Source organism: Streptomyces sp. NPDC020681 (genome assembly GCF_044334895.1).
GTDB lineage: Bacteria > Actinomycetota > Actinomycetes > Streptomycetales > Streptomycetaceae > Streptomyces.
In genome coordinates, this window is record NZ_JBIRTX010000003.1 from 12840 (window position 1) to 28948 (window position 16109).

Annotated in this window: 13 protein-coding genes; 2 read left to right on the forward strand and 11 right to left on the reverse strand. The window is 70.4% G+C overall.

Annotated features, from left to right (window positions below):
* Positions 1 to 20: 20 nt before the first annotated feature.
* The 5 genes from cimA to ureA form a co-directional block, all read right to left on the reverse strand.
* Positions 21 to 1619, reverse strand: a complete 1599-nt coding sequence (gene cimA, locus ACH4YL_RS07235; protein ID WP_398505653.1) for a citramalate synthase — start codon at positions 1617 to 1619, stop codon at positions 21 to 23.
* A 356-nt stretch (positions 1620 to 1975) separates the two neighbouring features.
* A complete protein-coding gene (locus ACH4YL_RS07240; RefSeq protein ID WP_398505655.1) occupies positions 1976 to 2575 on the reverse strand; it encodes a TetR/AcrR family transcriptional regulator in 600 nt (199 codons plus the stop codon).
* 53 nt (positions 2576 to 2628) lie between these two features.
* The gene (locus tag ACH4YL_RS07245; RefSeq protein WP_398505657.1) at positions 2629 to 3639 is read right to left on the reverse strand and encodes an agmatine/peptidylarginine deiminase; all 1011 of its coding nucleotides are present in this window, start codon (positions 3637 to 3639) and stop codon (positions 2629 to 2631) included.
* A 40-nt stretch (positions 3640 to 3679) separates the two neighbouring features.
* Complete coding sequence (locus ACH4YL_RS07250; RefSeq protein WP_398505659.1) at positions 3680 to 5362, reverse strand: urease subunit alpha; 1683 nt, start codon at positions 5360 to 5362, stop codon at positions 3680 to 3682.
* The gene (ureA, locus tag ACH4YL_RS07255) at positions 5362 to 6048 is read right to left on the reverse strand and encodes an urease subunit gamma (RefSeq protein WP_398505661.1); all 687 of its coding nucleotides are present in this window, start codon (positions 6046 to 6048) and stop codon (positions 5362 to 5364) included. The genes ACH4YL_RS07250 and ureA overlap by 1 nt, the downstream gene beginning before the upstream one ends.
* A 125-nt stretch (positions 6049 to 6173) precedes the next feature.
* Here ureA and ACH4YL_RS07260 point away from each other — a divergent pair, with 125 nt between their 5' ends.
* The gene (locus ACH4YL_RS07260) at positions 6174 to 7613 is read left to right on the forward strand and encodes a cytosine permease (protein WP_398505663.1); all 1440 of its coding nucleotides are present in this window, start codon (positions 6174 to 6176) and stop codon (positions 7611 to 7613) included.
* On the opposite strand, the gene ACH4YL_RS07265 is transcribed toward ACH4YL_RS07260, so the two are convergent.
* The 4 genes from ACH4YL_RS07265 to ACH4YL_RS07280 all read right to left on the reverse strand — a co-directional run bounded on the left by ACH4YL_RS07265 (position 7556) and on the right by ACH4YL_RS07280 (position 13169).
* Positions 7556 to 8032: a hypothetical protein gene (locus tag ACH4YL_RS07265; protein ID WP_398505664.1), complete on the reverse strand. Its 477-nt coding sequence runs from the start codon at positions 8030 to 8032 to the stop codon at positions 7556 to 7558. The two genes, ACH4YL_RS07260 and ACH4YL_RS07265, sit on opposite strands and share 58 nt — an antisense overlap.
* The gene (locus ACH4YL_RS07270) at positions 8029 to 10707 is read right to left on the reverse strand and encodes a CHAT domain-containing protein (RefSeq protein WP_398505666.1); all 2679 of its coding nucleotides are present in this window, start codon (positions 10705 to 10707) and stop codon (positions 8029 to 8031) included. Before ACH4YL_RS07270 ends, ACH4YL_RS07265 begins: the two co-directional genes overlap by 4 nt.
* Positions 10708 to 10783: 76 nt before the next feature.
* Positions 10784 to 11872, reverse strand: coding sequence for a branched-chain amino acid aminotransferase (locus ACH4YL_RS07275; RefSeq protein ID WP_398505667.1), 1089 nt, complete (start codon positions 11870 to 11872; stop codon positions 10784 to 10786).
* A 256-nt stretch (positions 11873 to 12128) separates the two neighbouring features.
* A complete protein-coding gene (locus tag ACH4YL_RS07280) occupies positions 12129 to 13169 on the reverse strand; it encodes a 3-isopropylmalate dehydrogenase (RefSeq protein WP_398505669.1) in 1041 nt (346 codons plus the stop codon).
* A gap of 122 nt (positions 13170 to 13291) precedes the next feature.
* Between ACH4YL_RS07280 and ACH4YL_RS07285 the strand changes: the two genes are divergently transcribed.
* Positions 13292 to 14890: a purple acid phosphatase family protein gene (locus ACH4YL_RS07285; protein WP_398505670.1), complete on the forward strand. Its 1599-nt coding sequence runs from the start codon at positions 13292 to 13294 to the stop codon at positions 14888 to 14890.
* Between the two features lie 15 nt (positions 14891 to 14905).
* Here the strand turns inward: ACH4YL_RS07285 and ACH4YL_RS07290 are convergent, their stop codons facing one another.
* Entirely contained in the window at positions 14906 to 15034 is a 129-nt protein-coding gene (locus ACH4YL_RS07290; RefSeq protein ID WP_398505671.1) for a hypothetical protein, read from the reverse strand.
* 201 nt (positions 15035 to 15235) lie between these two features.
* The gene (locus tag ACH4YL_RS07295; RefSeq protein WP_398505672.1) at positions 15236 to 16105 is read right to left on the reverse strand and encodes a LysR family transcriptional regulator; all 870 of its coding nucleotides are present in this window, start codon (positions 16103 to 16105) and stop codon (positions 15236 to 15238) included.
* Positions 16106 to 16109: the final 4 nt, after the last annotated feature.

The following is a 16109-nucleotide window of genomic DNA, read 5'->3' on the forward strand; positions in this document are numbered from 1 at the left end:
AGCCCTGACCCGGGGCCCGCCTACTCGGCGGGTTCGACTCCGGCCCGCAGCAGACCGTAGGTGTACGCGTCCTCCAGTGCCTGCCAGGAGGCGGCGATGACATTGTCGGCGACGCCGACGGTGGCCCATTCGCCGCCTCCGTCGCCGGTGGTGATCAGTACGCGGGTGGTCGACTCGCTGCCGTGGCGGCCTTCGAGGATGCGGACCTTGTAGTCGATCAGCTCCAGCTTGGCGAGCTGCGGGTAGATCTTCTCCAGGCCCACGCGCATCGCCCGGTCCAGCGCGTTGACCGGACCGTTGCCCTCCGCGGTGGCGACGATGCGCTCGCCCTTGGCCCACAGCTTCACGGTTGCCTCGTTGGCGTGCGTGCCGTCGGGCCGGTCCTCGACGATGACCCGCCAGGACTCCGTACGGAAGTAGTTCCGGGCCCTGCCCTCCGCCTCGGCGCGCAGCAGCAGCTCGAACGAGGCGTCGGCTGCCTCGTACGTGTAGCCCTGGAGCTCGCGCTCCTTGACCCGGGCGACGACCCGGCCGACGAGCTCGCGGTCGTCGCCGAGGTCGACGCCGAGCTCCTTGCCCTTCAGCTCGATGGAGGCGCGGCCCGCCATGTCGGAGACGAGCATCCGCATGGTGTTGCCGACGAGCTCGGGGTCGATGTGCTGATAGAGGTCGGGGTCGACCTTGATGGCGGAGGCGTGCAGTCCGGCCTTGTGCGCGAAGGCGGAGACGCCGACATACGGCTGGTGGGTCGACGGCGCGAGATTGACGACCTCGGCGATGGCGTGCGAGATCCGGGTCATCTCGGCGAGCGCGCCGTCGGGCAGGACCTTCTTGGCGTACTTGAGCTCCAGCGCGGCGACGACCGGGAAGAGGTTGGCGTTGCCGACACGCTCGCCGTAGCCGTTGGCGGTGCACTGCACATGGGTCGCGCCGGCGTCCACGGCGGCGAGCGTGTTGGCGACGGCGCAGCCGGTGTCGTCCTGGGCGTGGATGCCCAGGCGTGCGCCGGTGTCGGCGAGCACGGTGGAGACGACGGCCTGGATCTGCGCGGGCAGCATCCCGCCGTTGGTGTCGCAGAGCACGACGACATCGGCGCCGGCCTCGGCGGCGGTGCGGACGACGGACTTGGCGTACTCCGGGTTGGCGCGGTAGCCGTCGAAGAAGTGCTCGCAGTCGACGAACACGCGGCGGCCCTGTTCGCGCAGGTGGGAGACGGTGTCGCGAACCATCTCCAGGTTCTCCTCGAGCGTGGTCCGCAGCGCGAGCTCCACATGCCGGTCATGCGATTTGGCAACGAGCGTGATCACCGGAGCGCCGGATTCGAGCAGCGCTCTGACCTGCGGGTCGTCCGAGGCTCTGGCACCCGGGCGACGGGTGGCGCCGAAGGCTACGAGCTGGGCGTGCTGGAAGGTGATCTCCTGCTGGGCACGCGAGAAGAACTCCGTGTCCCGCGGATTGGCACCGGGCCAGCCGCCCTCGATGAACCCCACGCCGAAGTCGTCCAGGTGCCGGGCGATGGTCAGCTTGTCCGCGACGGTGAGGTTGATGCCCTCGCGCTGGGCGCCGTCACGCAGTGTCGTGTCGAAGACATGGAAGCTGTCGTCGGTCTCCGTGGTCATGGCTGAATGGACTCCTGTCGGGTTCGTGGCTCCGGAAGCTCTGGCTCCACTTGCCCCCATCTTCGCGCGGTTCGTTTCTGGCCGGGGTGGGGCCGGAAAACGAAAAAACCTCTCGCGGGTGCGAGAGGTCTGCGCGCGGGTCTGGGGCACGGTGAGCGCTGCGTACATGGTGGTACGAGGCGATCACTGCGGACCGGCGCGCTTGCTGCCCATAATCATGGCGAACGAAAGCACGGTCGCAGTCTGCCACAGCCCGGGCCGTTCGCGGACGGTGGTCTCAGCATGCGGGCGCCGGTGGACCGAGCTGCACGGCACCCCCGGCAGCCCTTGCCGGGCTTCACCCCGAGGGCGAACGGTCATCCGGACAGGCCGTCTTCGACGAACTCCCGGACGTGGGCGAGCACTTGGTCCCGGCTGGTGCCCGGTATCCCCACCGCCACATGCACGCTGAAGCCGTCCAGCAGCGCCCGCAGCCGCGCGGCGAAGCGGTCCGGGTCCACCGCGCGGAACTCCCCGCGCGAAATGCCCTCCGCGAGCAGCGCCACCAGATCCCGGTGCCAGGCCCCCTCGATCGCCGCCTGCCGCGCACGCGCGTCGTCGTCCGCGTTCTGCGAGCGGTTCCAGACCTCCAGCCACAGCGTCCAGTGCGGGTCGCGATGCCCGTCCGGCACGTACAGATCGACATACGCGTCCAGCCGCTCGCGCGCCGACGCCTGCCGGGAGAGCAGCGCGCTGCGCTCGTGCCCGAGGCGGCCCTCGCTCCACTCCAGGGTCTGGAGCAGCAACTCGTCCTTGGTGCGGAAGTAGTAGAGGAGATGCCCGCTGCTCATCCCCACCTCGCGGCCGAGCCCCGCCATGGTCAGCCCGTCGAGCCCGCGCTCGGCGATGGTGGCCATGGCCGCGGCGAGTACGGACTCACGCGGCGGCGCGATATTGCGGCGCTTGGTGGGGGTCATTCCGGAACCTCAGAAAGGGAACAGGACTCATTCACCCGTATGTTCTACAGGAATCAGACCTTCGGCTGCTGCTGAGTGATGCAGTGGATGCCGCCGCCGCCCGCGAAGATCGTCCGCGCGTCGACCGGGGTCACCGTGCGGTCCGGGAAGAGCCGGCCGAAGATGCCGGCCGCGACCTCGTCGTTCGGGTCGTCGAAGGCGCACAGCACCACAGCGCCGTTGCAGAGGTAGTGGTTGATATACGAGTAGTCGACCCAGTCGCCCTCCTCGTCCTTGAGGACCGTCGGCGCGGGGACCTCGACGACCTCCAGCGAGCGGCCGCGGGCGTCCGCCTGGCCGCGCAGGATGTCCGCGTACACGCGCGAGCGCTCGTAGTCGGGGTGGGCCGGGTCCTGCTGGCTGTGGACGAGCACCACACCGGGCCGCGCGAAGGCGGCGACGATGTCGACATGGCCCTGGGTGCCGAACATGCCGTAGTCGCCGGTCAGCCCGTGCGGCAGCCAGATCGCCTTCTCGGTGCCGAGCCGCGCGTGGATCTCCGCCTCGACCTGCTCGCGGGTCCAGCCGGGGTTGCGGCCCGCGCCGAGCTGGACGGTGTCGGTCAGCAGCACTGTGCCCTCGCCGTCGACATGGATGGCGCCGCCCTCGTTGACGAGGGCCGAGCTGTGTACGGGGACGTCGGCGAGGTCCGCGACATGGCGGGCGATCTTCGAGTCGTGCTCCCAGGTGGCCCAGTCCTGCCCGCCCCAGCCGTTGAACACCCAGTCCACGGCGGCCAGTTCGGTGCCGTCGGTGACAAAGGTCGGGCCGATGTCGCGCATCCAGGCGTCGTCCAGATCGCGCTCGACAAGTTCGATGTCCGGGCCGAGGAGCGCGCGGGCGCCGGCTGCCTGGCCCCGGCCCACGACCATGGTGACCGGCTCGAAACGGCGTACGGCTCGGGCGACGGAGGCCCAGGCGAGGCGGGACTCGGCGAGGTCGTCGCCGGTGAAGGTGGCGTTCGGTCCTGGCCAGGCCATCCAGGTGCGCTCGTGGGGTGCCCACTCGGGCGGCATACGGAACATCTCACGTCCTAAGGCTGTGTTGCTTACAAGGCTGTGTTGTTCAGAGGAAATAGAGGCGGTTGAGGGAGATGGAGTCTGCCGGGGCGGACCGCAGCGGGTCGCCGTCGAGCGTGACCAGGCCGGTGCGGCCGTCCACCGAGACATCGCCGATCCGGGAGTTGAGCCGCAGATCGGCCGGGCCGATGCCGCGGGTGCCGCGCACCGCGACCCGGCGGCGGCCGGTCGGCATCCGGTCCGAGCCCAGCCCGGCAGCGGCCTGCGCGACGAAGGCGACCGAGATGTCCGCGGCGGTCGCGCCGTACGAGCCAAACTGCGGGCCGAGCACGAGCGGTTCGCAGGTGTCCGTGGCGGCGTTCGGGTCGCCGGTGACTCCGTACGCCGGGAAGCCGGACTTCAGGACGAGCTGCGGCTTCGCGCCGAAGTACTGCGGCTGCCACAGCACGATGTCGGCGAGCTTGCCGACCTCGATGGAACCGATCTCGTGCGCGAGGCCGTGGGCGAGGGCGGGGTTGATGGTCAGCTTGGCGACGTAGCGCAGCACGCGCGCGTTGTCGTCGTGCGCGCCGTCGCCCGCCATCGGGCCGAGCTCGGCCTTCATCTTCCCGGCCATGGCGAAGGTGCGGCGTACGGTCTCACCGGCCCGGCCCATGCCCTGCGCGTCGGACGAGGTGATGCCGATGGCGCCGAGATCGTGCAGCACGTCCTCGGCGCCCATCGTTCCGGCGCGGATCCGGTCCCGGGCCATCGCGGCGTCGCCGGGCAGATCGGTCTTGAGGTCGTGTACGGAGACGATCATTCCGTAGTGCTCGGCGACGGCGTCCCGGCCGAAGGGGAGGGTCGGGTTGGTGGAGGAGCCGATGACATTCGGCACTCCGGCCATCTTGAGGACGTTCGGCACATGTCCGCCGCCGCAGCCCTCGATGTGGAAGGCGTGGATCGTACGGCCGTCGAGGACCTTGAGGGTGTCCTCCACCGACAGGCACTCGTTCAGCCCGTCGCTGTGCAGCGCGACCTGTACGTCGTGCTCCTCGGCGACCCGCAGCGCGGTGTCGAGCGCGCGGGTGTGCGCGCCCATGTCCTCATGGACCTTGAACCCGGACGCACCGCCTTCGGCGAGCGCCTCGACCAGAGGCGCGGCGTCGGACGAGGAGCCGCGCGCGAGGAATCCGATGTTGACGGGCCAGGCGTCGAAGGCGTTGAAGGCGTGCTTCAGGGCCCACGGCGAGTTGACGCCGACGCCCCAGACCGGCCCGAACTCCTGGCCGATGACGGTGGTGACGCCGGAGGCGAGCGAGGCCTCCATGATGCGCGGCGACAGGAGATGGACATGTGTGTCGACGGCCCCGGCGGTGGCGATCATGCCTTCGCCGGGGACGATGCTGGTTCCGGTCCCGACGACGACGTCCACGCCGTCGAGTGTGTCGGGATTCCCCGCGCGCCCGATGGCGTGGATCCGTCCCTCGCGGATGCCGATGGACACCTTGCGGATGCCCTGCGCCGCGTCGATGACCAGCACATTGCTGATGACGACATCGCAGGTCTCGCGGACGGCGGCGGCCTTGAGATGCAGCCCGTCGCGCGCGGTCTTGCCGAAGCCGGCGAGGAATTCGTCGCCGGGCCGCTGCGAGTCGGCCTCGACGCGGACGACAAGCCCGGAGTCACCGAGGACGACACGGTCACCGGCACGAGGTCCGTGCACGGCGGCGTACTCGTACGGGTCCATCAGTTGCCCCCCGCTCCCAGGTAGCCGCAGGCCGCCGCGCGTCGCAGGGCCTCTTCCTTCGCGCCCGGCTCGTCCAGCGGGCCGTCCACCAGGCCCGCGAAGCCGATGGCGACGCGGGCGCCGCCGATGGGCAGCAGGCCGACTTCGGCCTCCGCGCCCGGGTCGAAACGGACCGAGGAGCCTGCCGGGACGCACAGGCGCATGCCGTACGCGGACGCACGGTCGAAGTCGAGGCGCGGGTTCGCCTCGAAGAAGTGGAAGTGCGAGGTGACGCTGACCGGGACCGCCGCGGTGTTGCGGACGGTGAGCCGGACGGCCGGCTCGGGCTCCGGGTCCGCCGGGGCGGGACGTACGCTGCCCGGCGCGTCCGCGCCCAGGCTGCCGCCGCCGATCGGGTCGGAGACCACCGCCAGCCGGGATCCGTCGTCGAAGACGGCCTCGACATGGACCTCGGTCACCACGTCGGCGACGCCGGGCAGGACATCCTCCGGGCCGAGCACCGAGCGCGCCGCTTCGACCGCCTCGGCGAGCCGCCGCCCGTCGCGGGCCGCCTCGCAGACCGTGTCGGCGATCAGCGCGGTCGCCTCGGGGACATTGAGCTTCAGGCCCCGGGCCCGGCGGGCCCGCGCCAGTTCCGCGGCGCTGAAGATCAGCAGCCGGTCACGTTCCGTCGGGGTCAGTCGCACCTCATCACACCTCCTGTTTGAACGACACTCTAATCCTCAGCTTTCCTTCAGGGGAGCATTGACGGGCAGCCTTGGCTTGAGTCACATTGAGCGGCATTCAAACAGTCGAACGTCAGGGGCAGCCCATGCCGATAGAACAGCGCGGAGTCGACACCGTCCCCGAGCCGGAACGCACCAGCACCCCCCGCGATCTCATCTCGATCCTGCTCGGATCGAACCTCTGCCTGGGCGTGATCGTCTTCGGCTGGCTGCCGGTCTCCTTCGGTCTCGGACTCTGGCCGGCGGTCACCTCGATCGTCGCGGGAACGGTCGTCGGAGTCGCGGTCACCGCGCCGCTCGCCCTTGTCTCGCTGCGTACCGCGACCAATCTCTCCACGTCCAGCGGCGCGGCCTTCGGCGTCCGAGGCCGGCTGGTCGGCTCCGTCGTCGGACTGCTGCTCTCGCTCGGCTACACCGCGCTGACCCTGTGGATCGGCGGTGACGTGATGATCGGGACCCTCTCCCGTATCGCCGGACTGCCGACCGGCGCGGTCGCGCACACGCTGGTCTATGCCGTGCTCGCCGCGTGTACCGTCGTCGGCGCGGTCTACGGCTACCGCCTGCTGCTGCGGCTGAGCAAGATCCTCGCCGTCGGCATGACCGCACTCCTGCTGCTCGGCCTGATCGCCTACGCCCCCGACCTCACGACGGCCGCCCCGCCCGAAACCCCGTACCTCCTCGGCTCCTTCTGGCCGACCTGGCTGCTGTCCGCGGTGGCCGCCGGCCTGAGCGGCCCGATCGCCTTCATCACTCTGCTCGGCGACTACACCCGCTACATCTCGCCGCTGAAGCACCACCCGCGCCGGGTGCTGCGGGCCACCTGTGCGGGGCTGTTCGCGGGGCTGCTGATCCCTCAACTGTTCGGCACGTACACCGCGCTCGCCGCCCGCGCCGCGCTCGACTACGCGGGCCCGCTTGTCGCCGCCTCCCCCGCCTGGTACCTGATCCCGCTGCTGCTCGCCGCCACCGCGGGCTCGATCGGCAACGCGGGTCTGATGCTGTACTCCATGGGCCTCGACCTGGACGCGATCCTGCCGCGCGCCACCCGCACCCGGGCCACGCTCGTCGTCGCCGCCGTCGCGACCGGCTTTGTCTTCCTCGGCCACTTCGCCTGGGACGCCCAGTCCGCGATGACGTCGTTCGTACTGCTGCTGACCGCGATCGGCACGCCGTGGGCGGTGATCACGATGATCGCGCACAAGCACCGCGGCGGCGCGTACGACGCCGAGGCGCTACAGGTCTACAACCGCCGCTCGCGGGGCGGCATTTACTGGTTCCGCGCGGGCTGGAACCCGCGCGCCACGGCGAGTTGGACCGTCGGCGCGCTGGTCGGCCTGAGCGGCGTGTCCACACCGCTGTACGAGGGCCCGCTGCTGCCGCTGACCGGCGGGCTGGACTGCAGCTTCGTGCTGTCGGGGCTGGTGGGCGGGGTCTTCTATCTCGCACTGACCGCCGCCGCACCGGCGTCTCAGCGCTCCAGCGCCTCGTCGACGTCGGAGACCCAGCGGGCCTCGGTGGCGTCGTAACGGACGGGCCCGTACCGGTACTGCGTGAGGTCCAGAGCCAGCAGCTTGCGGTAGGCGTCCTCGTCCACATGCGGACCGAGGACGACCTGCAGCCCGGTGGCGGCGTCCTGGAGGACCACGGGGCGTACACGCTCGGCGGGTTGCTCCGGCTCACGCCTCAGCGCTTTGGCCACGGCCTCGCGCAGCTTCCGATGCGCGTCCTCGGCGAACTTGCCGCCGAGACCGCTGAGGAACGCGTGCAGCGGCAGCGCGATCAGCACGACCCAGGCGAACTGCTCCGCGACCCGCTGGGCGGGAACGGCCCGGACGCGGACGGTGCAGCCGAACGTGGTGAGTGCGTCGACGAGCGGCGTCTCCTGCGCGGCGGGCGCTTTCTCGTCGACGAACACGTCGACCGTGAGCGGTGGTTGAGTGGTCATGCCGTTCCCCCTCTGCTGTTCTCGGGCTGGTCGACACGGGTGAGCCAGACAATGCCGCCCATGGCCACCACCGCGCGAGGCCGCTCGTCCGGGTCGAAGGCCACGGCCTGCACCTCGCAGCCCTGGCTGTGAACCCGCCAACGGACCATGGCGGTGGTCCGCAGGTTCCAGACATGCGCGGACACGCCGCCCGCGGTGATCAGCCGCGTCCCGTCGCTGTTGTACGCCAGCTTCTTAACGGCCCTCTCGTGCTCGAACCGCCGCAGTTCCTCACCGGTGGCGAGATCCAGGACGCGTACGATCCCGTCCTCGGTGGCGACGGCGACCTGGTTCGAGACGGGGCTGAAGGCCACGTCGCGGACGCGGTCCCCGCAGGCGAGGTCCGCCTGTCGCTCACCGGTGAAGGCGTCCCAGACGCGCAGGCGATGCGGGGCGGAAGCGCTGGTGGTACCGGACGATGCCGCCTGCTCGAGAGACGACCAGTCCAGCTCGGGCACCAGGCTTTCGCCCCCGCTGACAGGGCCGACGGTGGCATACCGGGATCCGTCCCGGCTGGCCACCGCCAGGCGCGGCCCGGTGCCGCCGGCAATCGGGATCGGCGTTCCCTGCGCGCGCCAGATCGACGAGATGCCGATCCTGTTGACGATCAGGAGGCTGTCGCCGTCGCGGCCCAGAGCGAGGCGGGTAGTACGGTTCACTGCCGCCTCCACCTCCCGGATGCTCTCGCCACTGTCGACGTCCCAGATCCGCACGGACCGGGGGCCAACGGTGAGGAGCCGTTTCCCGCCGGGCGAGAGGGCCACTGCGTCGTCTCTGTTGCTGTCCGAGTCCCACACGTCGCGGAACCGTCGTGTCAGCCCGTCCTGCACGTGGACCACAGGTTTGCCGTAGCCGTCGAACACGACGGTGGAGCGGCCCAGAGAAGCGATGGCGAGCCGGGCTCCGTCCGGGCTGAAGGCGAAGGCCCGGGGCGCGCGTGTCAGGTGGAGCGGCACATCCGCGGTGGACAGGGCCTGGGAGTGGGCGAACAGCACCGGAGCGTCTGCCTCCGGTTCCGGATCGTCCACCCGCTCCAGTTCCGCCCGCGCATCGCTCACCACCCCGTCCGGATCCGGGTCCTCCGGCGCCAGTTCCGCGAGCCGCGCCCCCACAGCCAGCACCGCCGACCACTCCCCCGCGGCGTGCAGAGCGGCCGCCTCCGCCCTCAGTACAGTCACCTCGCGGCGGGTCACCGCTTCCGCCAGCCGCTCCGCCGCGTCGCGGAAGTCCGCATCAGCGGCCACCACCGCTTCGAGGTGTTCGACCGCCGCCGCCCAGTGGCCCTCCGCCGCCGCGCCCGTGCCCGCCGTGTAGAGGTGCTCCAGACGCCGCTTCCGCTCCGCCTCGGCCAGTTTCGCCACGGCGTCCTGGTGTCCTCCGTCGCGGGCGACGACCGCGCGGAACGCCTCCACCGCGTCGTCCCACCGACGCTGGTAGAACGCAGCCAGGCCCTGGACGTAGAGATCGTGCAGGCTGACCGGCGCCGCAGCCGGAGGCGTCTCGCCGACGTCGAAGAGGAGACCGTCCAGCGCACGCATGTACAGGACGGGCGTCCCCCACTCCAGCGTCCTTCGCTGTGCGAGCCGTACCGCCTGCCGTGCTTCCGTCACCGCCTCGTCGACCGGGCGGCGGTGCGCGAGCGTCTCGTAGAACGTGCGGCTGAACTCCACCGCGGCCCCGTCCGAGATCGAGTACTGCATGGCCACCGCGGCCGGCAGCCCCTTCTGCATCAGCGCGCCCGCCATGCTGGAGAACGGGTCGCGGTCGCTGGAGCGGCCGGACTGGCAGGCGTTGAGGACGACGAGCCGGAGCGAGGGGTGGCCCTCGACCAGCATCGCCAGGTTCTCCGCCCCCAGTTCGTACGTGCCGCCCTCCTCGCCCGCGAGCAGCAGCGTCCCCTCCTGCTCGTCCGCGTCGAAGCCGCCGTGGCCGATGAAGTGGAGCGCGTGCCACGGGCCGCCGTTGCCGCGCAGGGCGGCGCGCAGATCGCGCCAGGTCTCGCCCGCGGTCCAGGCGAGCTCGATGAGCCCTTCGCCTACGAGCCCGGAGAGCGCCTCGGTCAGCCAGGCCCGCTCGTCGCGCACGGCCAGCTGCCCCTGGTCGTCAGGGCGGGCGGCCATGCACAGGACGCGCAACGGTGGATCGACCCGTAAGACCCGTCGGGGTGCCGAGACGGAGGGATGGCGTACGAGGGGCATGGTCGGGCACACATAGCTGTTCTCGCCGCGGTCGAACAGGAACTCCCAGGGCAGGCGGGCGAGTTCGGGCGCCCTGACGCGCAGCACGATGCGCAGCGGGCGCTCCTCGCGGGCCGCGCGGTGCCGGGCGGCGGCGAACAGCGACCGTCCTTCGCCCGCCATCAGGAAGTCGAAGAGCCGTCCGCCCAGTTCCTGGACGGGCCTCTCGTCGGCGGTCGCGTTGCGCCTGAGCTGCGCGTACGAGGAGAGGACAGCCAGGGAGATGGTGGTGTCGAGCGCACGGAGTTCTTCGGGCGGCAGTGGAAACGGGCTCTGGGCCGACGTCTCGGCGCCGTCGGGGCCGCGCAGGGTGATCTCGTACGTACGCGGACCGTCCGGACCGGCGTCCCCCGACAGCCCCCCGGCGCCGACCTCAACGTGAAAGTCCAGACTCCTCATCGCGGCACCAGCCTCCCACGGAGAAGCCCGCCCCGGGAGCGGGACGGGCTTCTTCGCGTACAACCGGCCCGGGAGGTCAGCCCAGTCGGTGTGTCCAGCCGTGGACGTCGTCCGCCTTGCCCGTCTGGATGTCGAGCAGCGCCGTACGCAGCTTCATCGTGACCTCGCCCGGCTCGCCGCCGGACTGCTTCCACTCGCCGTCCGCGGACTTGACCACGCCGACCGGCGTGATGACCGCGGCCGTGCCGCAGGCGAAGACCTCGGTGAGCGTGCCGTTCCTGGTGTCCTCGCGCCACTGGTCGATGGAGACGCGGCCCTCCTCGGACTTGTAGCCGAGATCCTGGGCGAGCTGGAGGAGCGAGTCACGGGTGATGCCGGCGAGCAGCGAGCCGGTCAGCTCCGGGGTGACGATCCTGTCGCCGTACACGAAGTACAGGTTCATGCCGCCCAGTTCCTCGACCCACTTGTGCTCCACGGCGTCGAGGTAGGCGACCTGGTCGCAGCCCTTCTCGGCGGCCTCGGCCTGGGCGAGCAGGGACGCCGCGTAATTGCCGCCGGTCTTGGCGTCGCCCATGCCGCCGGGGACGGCGCGCACGCGGTCCTCGGACAGCCAGATCGAGACCGGCTTGACGCCGCCGGGGAAGTACGCGCCGGCGGGCGATGCGATGACGATGAAGAGGTACTCGTTGGCCGGGCGCACGCCCAGGCCGACCTCGGCCGCGATCATGAACGGGCGCAGATAGAGCGACTCCTCGCCGCCGTGCGCCGGGACCCATGCCTTGTCCTGCTGGACCAGCGCGTCGCACGCGGCGATGAAGGTCTCGGCCGGCAGCTCCGGCATCGCGAGGCGGCGGGCGGACCGCTGGAAGCGCTCGGCGTTGGCCTCGGGCCGGAAGGTGGCGACCGAGCCGTCCGGGCGGCGGTACGCCTTCAGTCCCTCGAAGATCTCCTGCGCGTAGTGCAGCGTCATATTGGCCGGGTCGATGGAGAGCGGCGCATACGGAGTGAGCTCGGCGTCGTGCCAGCCGCGGCCCTCCGTCCACTTGATCGTCACCATGTGATCGGTGAAGTGGCGGCCGAAACCGGGGTTGGCCAGGATCGCCTCGCGCTCCGCGTCGGACAGCGGGTTCGAGGAGGGCTTGAGCTCGATCGTGGGCGTCGTCATGAGTGCAGTGTCCTTCACCGTTGGTTGTGACGGACCGCGCTCACGCCGCTGCGACTGCTAGGACGTCCGAGCATTCCCGCATGCCACGGCCCACATCCGATTATCGCTCGCGCGAGCCGGTGCAAGAACCGGGGTGAACAACCGGGGCAAATACGGTGTGAAAACGGTCCAGGGTTGATGGTGGCACCCGGAGGCCGCACAGGAGAAGCCGCCGGGTGCGGAATGCGACCCGGCGGCTTGTTGAAGAAGCGTCGGGTCAGCCCGCTACTCGTACCGCGAGCGCGTCGCCGATCTCGTCCGTCGTGCGGACCGAGCCGTCGCGTCCCGCGAGGTCAGCGGTGACGGCCTCCTCGATGCGCGCCGCCTCGGTCTCGTAGTCGAGGTGACGCAGCAGGAGGGCGACGGAGAGGATCGTGGCCGTGGGGTCGGCCTTGCCGGTGCCTGCGATGTCGGGCGCCGAGCCGTGCACGGGCTCGAACATCGACGGGAAGGTGCCCGTCGGGTTGATGTTGCCGGATGCGGCCAGGCCGATACCGCCGGTCACGGCGGCGGCGAGGTCGGTGAGGATGTCGCCGAAGAGGTTGTCGGTGACGATCACGTCGAAGCGCTCCGGCTGCGTGACGAAGAAGATCGTCGCGGCGTCGACATGCAGATAGTCGGTGGTGACCTCGGGGTATTCCGTGCCGACCGCGTCGAAGATCTTCTTCCACATGTGGCCGGCATAGACGAGGACGTTGTTCTTGTGGACCAGCGTCAGCTTCTTGCGGGGGCGGGCGTTGGCCCGCTCGTACGCGTCACGGACGACGCGCTCCACGCCGTACGCGGTGTTGACGCTGACCTCGGTGGCCACCTCGGCGGGCGTGCCGGTACGCAGCGAGCCGCCGTTGCCGGTGTACGGACCCTCGGTGCCCTCTCGGACCACGACGAAGTCGATCTCCGGGCGGCCGGCCAGCGGGCTCGGCGTGCCGGGAAACAGCTTCGACGGACGCAGGTTGACGTAGTGGTCGAAGGCGAAGCGCAGCTTGAGCAGCAGCCCGCGCTCCAGGACGCCGGACGGCACGGACGGGTCGCCGATCGCGCCGAGCAGGATCGCGTCGTGGTTCTTGAGGGAGTCGAGCTCCGCGTCGGGGAGGGTCTCTCCGGTGCGGTGCCAGCGCTGAGCGCCGAGGTCGTACTCCTTGGTCTCCAGCTTCACATCCTGCGGGAGGACGGCCGACAGGACTTTCAGGCCCTGGGCCACGACCTCCTGGCCGATGCCGTCACCGGGGATCACTGCGAGATTGATGCTGCGAGACATGTCGGCACCGTACTCCGCGTCCCATCCGATGACACTCACCGTCCACCATGCGGACGCACTTCTCACCCTAGAATTCGTTGAATTTCGGCCAGGAGTCGTAAGTTACTGGCAAGTTTTCCGCCATGACTGAGGAGACTCCCCGCGTCGGCATCCCCGAACAGCTCGCCAGCCGCATGAGCATGGCGGAGCAGCACGAGTATCTGCGCGCCAGGCACGCGCGCCCCAAGGTGTCCCGGCGCGGGGCCCTCGCCGGCGGGCTGGCGCTGGGCGCCGTCGGCGGCGGAGGACTGCTGCTCGGCCGCGCCTCGACCGCGGGCGCCGCCGCTCCGGAGCTCGCGGCGTCCCCGGCGACGGCCGTGGTCGACGGCTCGCTGGTCGCGCCGTTCGGACGGCACCTCGCCTTCGGCGCCGACCCGAAGACGCAGATGCGGGTCTCATGGCAGGTGCCCTTCGCGGTGAAGAACCCGTATCTGCGGGTCGGGCCCAAGCCGTGGGAGCTGAGCCAGAAGATCGTGGCCGAGGTGCGTGATCTGCACACGCCCTCGCTGTCCAACAAGCTGCCGGCGGTCGACCAGTACTACCTGCATGTGGGTCTGGACGGGCTGAAGCCCGGGACGACGTACTACTACGGCGTCGGGCACGACGGCTTCGACCCGGCGACGCCCGAGCGGATGTCCACCATCGGCTCGTTCCGCACGGCTCCGGCGACGCCCGAGAAGTTTGTCTTTACCGCCTTCGGCGACCAGGGCGTGAGCTACCACGCGCTCGCCAACGACCAGTTGATCCTCGGCCAGAACCCGTCCTTCCATCTGCACGCGGGCGACATCTGCTACGCGGACAGCAGCGGGCAGGGCAAGGAGTCGGACACCTACGACGCGCGGGTGTGGGACCAGTTCCTGGCGCAGACGGAGAGCGTGGCGTCCCGGGTGCCGTGGATGGTGACCACCGGCAATCACGACATGGAGGCCTGGTACTCGCCGAACGGCTACGGCGGCCAGTCCGCGCGCTGGTCACTTCCGGAGAACGGCCCGGACGCCACGAACGCGCCCGGCGTCTACTCGTTCGTCTACGGCAATGTCGGCATCGTGGCGCTGGACGCCAACGACGTCTCGTACGAGATCCCGGCCAACAAGGGCTACACGGACGGAAAGCAGACCGCCTGGCTGGACAAGCGGCTGGCCGAGCTGCGCGCGCAGCCCGGAATCGACTTCGTGGTGGTCTTCTTCCACCACTGCATGTACTCGACGTCGACCCACGCGTCGGACGGCGGGGTGCGCGACGCCTGGCTGCCGCTGTTCACCAAGTACCAGGTCGACCTGGTGATCAACGGGCACAACCACGTCTACGAGCGGACGGACGCGATCAAGGGCGGCGAGGTCGGCAAGCCGGTGCCGGTCGGCGCGACCACCGACCCGACTCGGGACGGCATCGTGTACGTCACGGCGGGCGGCGCCGGCAAGGATCTGTACGGCTTCGGGCTCGGGGTCAAGGACAGCTACGAGGGCAATGTCCATGACCACGACACGATTCTGACCTTCCACTGGACCAAGCTGCGGCTGCCGGACCCGGACACCGTGGAGTGGTCGCGGGTGCGGTTCACCGGCTTCTCCTTCCTCGCGGTGGAGGCGGAGTCCGGTACGGCGCCGAAACTGAAGGTCTCCGCGCTTGCCGAGAGCGGCAAGCGCATCGACTACTTCGAGATCAAGCGGTCCTCGAGCTGACGCTCGTCCAGGGCCTTAGTGGCCGGTGGAGCCGCCGTTGTCCCTGCGGTCGAGGGCTCGCTGCAGGGCGGCGGCGGCATTCTTGCGGTCGGACTCGCTCGTACGGGAGGCGTGACGGACGCGGCGGGCGGTCTCAGCGGGCATGGTGATCGACTCCTTGAGATCACAGAGATTTCGAGGCGCCGGAAGGGGCGGGGAGCGTGCCGCAGGGGTTGCCTGCTTGGGGCACGAGCTCACGGCCGCCATTCGCTGGATCGAGCGAGACGTTCGGCTTCTACAAAGCTAGGACAGCTACGCGCTTCTGTCTCCACAATTAGTCGGACTTCCTACTATCTGAGACGGCGATCACTGGGACAGGGCCCTCAGCTCGCGGATCAGAGCCCGTACGGCGACACTGCGCCCCAGCTCAGGGGTGGTGACATAGCCGACGGAGCGGGTCGGGCGCTGCGGACCGAGATCAGTGATCTCAACTGTGGCCGGTGCTCCGGTCAGGGACAGCTGGGGCATCACCGCCATGCCGAAACCACTGCTCACCATCGAGAGCACTGCTCCGTCGTCCTCCGCCTCGACCGTCGCCTTCGGCAGCCAGTCCTGTTCCGCCCACCACTGGCGCGTGTACGAGGTGCAGTTCTCGGCCCAGTCGACCAGCGGCAGCGTGCGCGGCGCGGGATGGCCGGCCGGGTGGACCAGCGCGTAGCCCTCCTCCACGAGGACCCCGCCGACCAGCTCCGGCGGCACCGGCGAGGTCGTCCCGATCGTGGCGATCCCGAGGTCCGCGTGCCCGTCGGCGACCTCACCCGCCGTGCCGCGCCCGAGCTCGCGCACCACCCGGACCTCCGGCTCGATGCCGGGATGGCGGGCGGCGAGCCGTTCCAGCGCGGGCGGCAGCAGATGGAGCGCCGCGCTGCGGAAGGCAGCGATCCGCAGCGGACCGGCCACCGTGTCCGCTTCCGCGCCGCGCGCCTCCGCGCCCATCGTCTCCAGCAGCCGCAGCACGCGCCGGGCGTGCGCGACGACACGGGTCCCGGCGGCGGTCGGCGTCGCGCCCGAGCGGCCACGGTCGAAGAGGACCGCCCCGAGCTTGCGTTCACTGGTGCGTACGGAGTGCGAGACCGCGGACTGCGTCATGCCGAGGACGGCGGCCGCGGCAGAGAAGGAGCGCTCGCGCTCGACGGCGACCAGGACGCGCAGCTCATGGGGTGCCGGATCGGGCATCGGG

What these genes read in the sequence shown, in the direction of transcription:
- ACH4YL_RS07295 (WP_398505672.1), bottom strand. Translation starts at nt 16,105, where the DNA reads ATGCCCGATCCGGCACCCCATGAGCTGCGCGTCCTGGTCGCCGTCGAG.
- cimA (WP_398505653.1), bottom strand. Translation starts at nt 1,619, where the DNA reads ATGACCACGGAGACCGACGACAGCTTCCATGTCTTCGACACGACACTG.
- ACH4YL_RS07240 (WP_398505655.1), bottom strand. Translation starts at nt 2,575, where the DNA reads ATGACCCCCACCAAGCGCCGCAATATCGCGCCGCCGCGTGAGTCCGTA.
- ACH4YL_RS07285 (WP_398505670.1), top strand. Translation starts at nt 13,292, where the DNA reads ATGACTGAGGAGACTCCCCGCGTCGGCATCCCCGAACAGCTCGCCAGC.
- ACH4YL_RS07250 (WP_398505659.1), bottom strand. Translation starts at nt 5,362, where the DNA reads ATGGACCCGTACGAGTACGCCGCCGTGCACGGACCTCGTGCCGGTGAC.
- ACH4YL_RS07275 (WP_398505667.1), bottom strand. Translation starts at nt 11,872, where the DNA reads ATGACGACGCCCACGATCGAGCTCAAGCCCTCCTCGAACCCGCTGTCC.
- ACH4YL_RS07265 (WP_398505664.1), bottom strand. Translation starts at nt 8,032, where the DNA reads ATGACCACTCAACCACCGCTCACGGTCGACGTGTTCGTCGACGAGAAA.
- ACH4YL_RS07290 (WP_398505671.1), bottom strand. Translation starts at nt 15,034, where the DNA reads ATGCCCGCTGAGACCGCCCGCCGCGTCCGTCACGCCTCCCGTACGAGC.
- ACH4YL_RS07280 (WP_398505669.1), bottom strand. Translation starts at nt 13,169, where the DNA reads ATGTCTCGCAGCATCAATCTCGCAGTGATCCCCGGTGACGGCATCGGC.
- ACH4YL_RS07270 (WP_398505666.1), bottom strand. Translation starts at nt 10,707, where the DNA reads ATGAGGAGTCTGGACTTTCACGTTGAGGTCGGCGCCGGGGGGCTGTCG.
- ACH4YL_RS07245 (WP_398505657.1), bottom strand. Translation starts at nt 3,639, where the DNA reads ATGTTCCGTATGCCGCCCGAGTGGGCACCCCACGAGCGCACCTGGATG.
- ACH4YL_RS07260 (WP_398505663.1), top strand. Translation starts at nt 6,174, where the DNA reads ATGCCGATAGAACAGCGCGGAGTCGACACCGTCCCCGAGCCGGAACGC.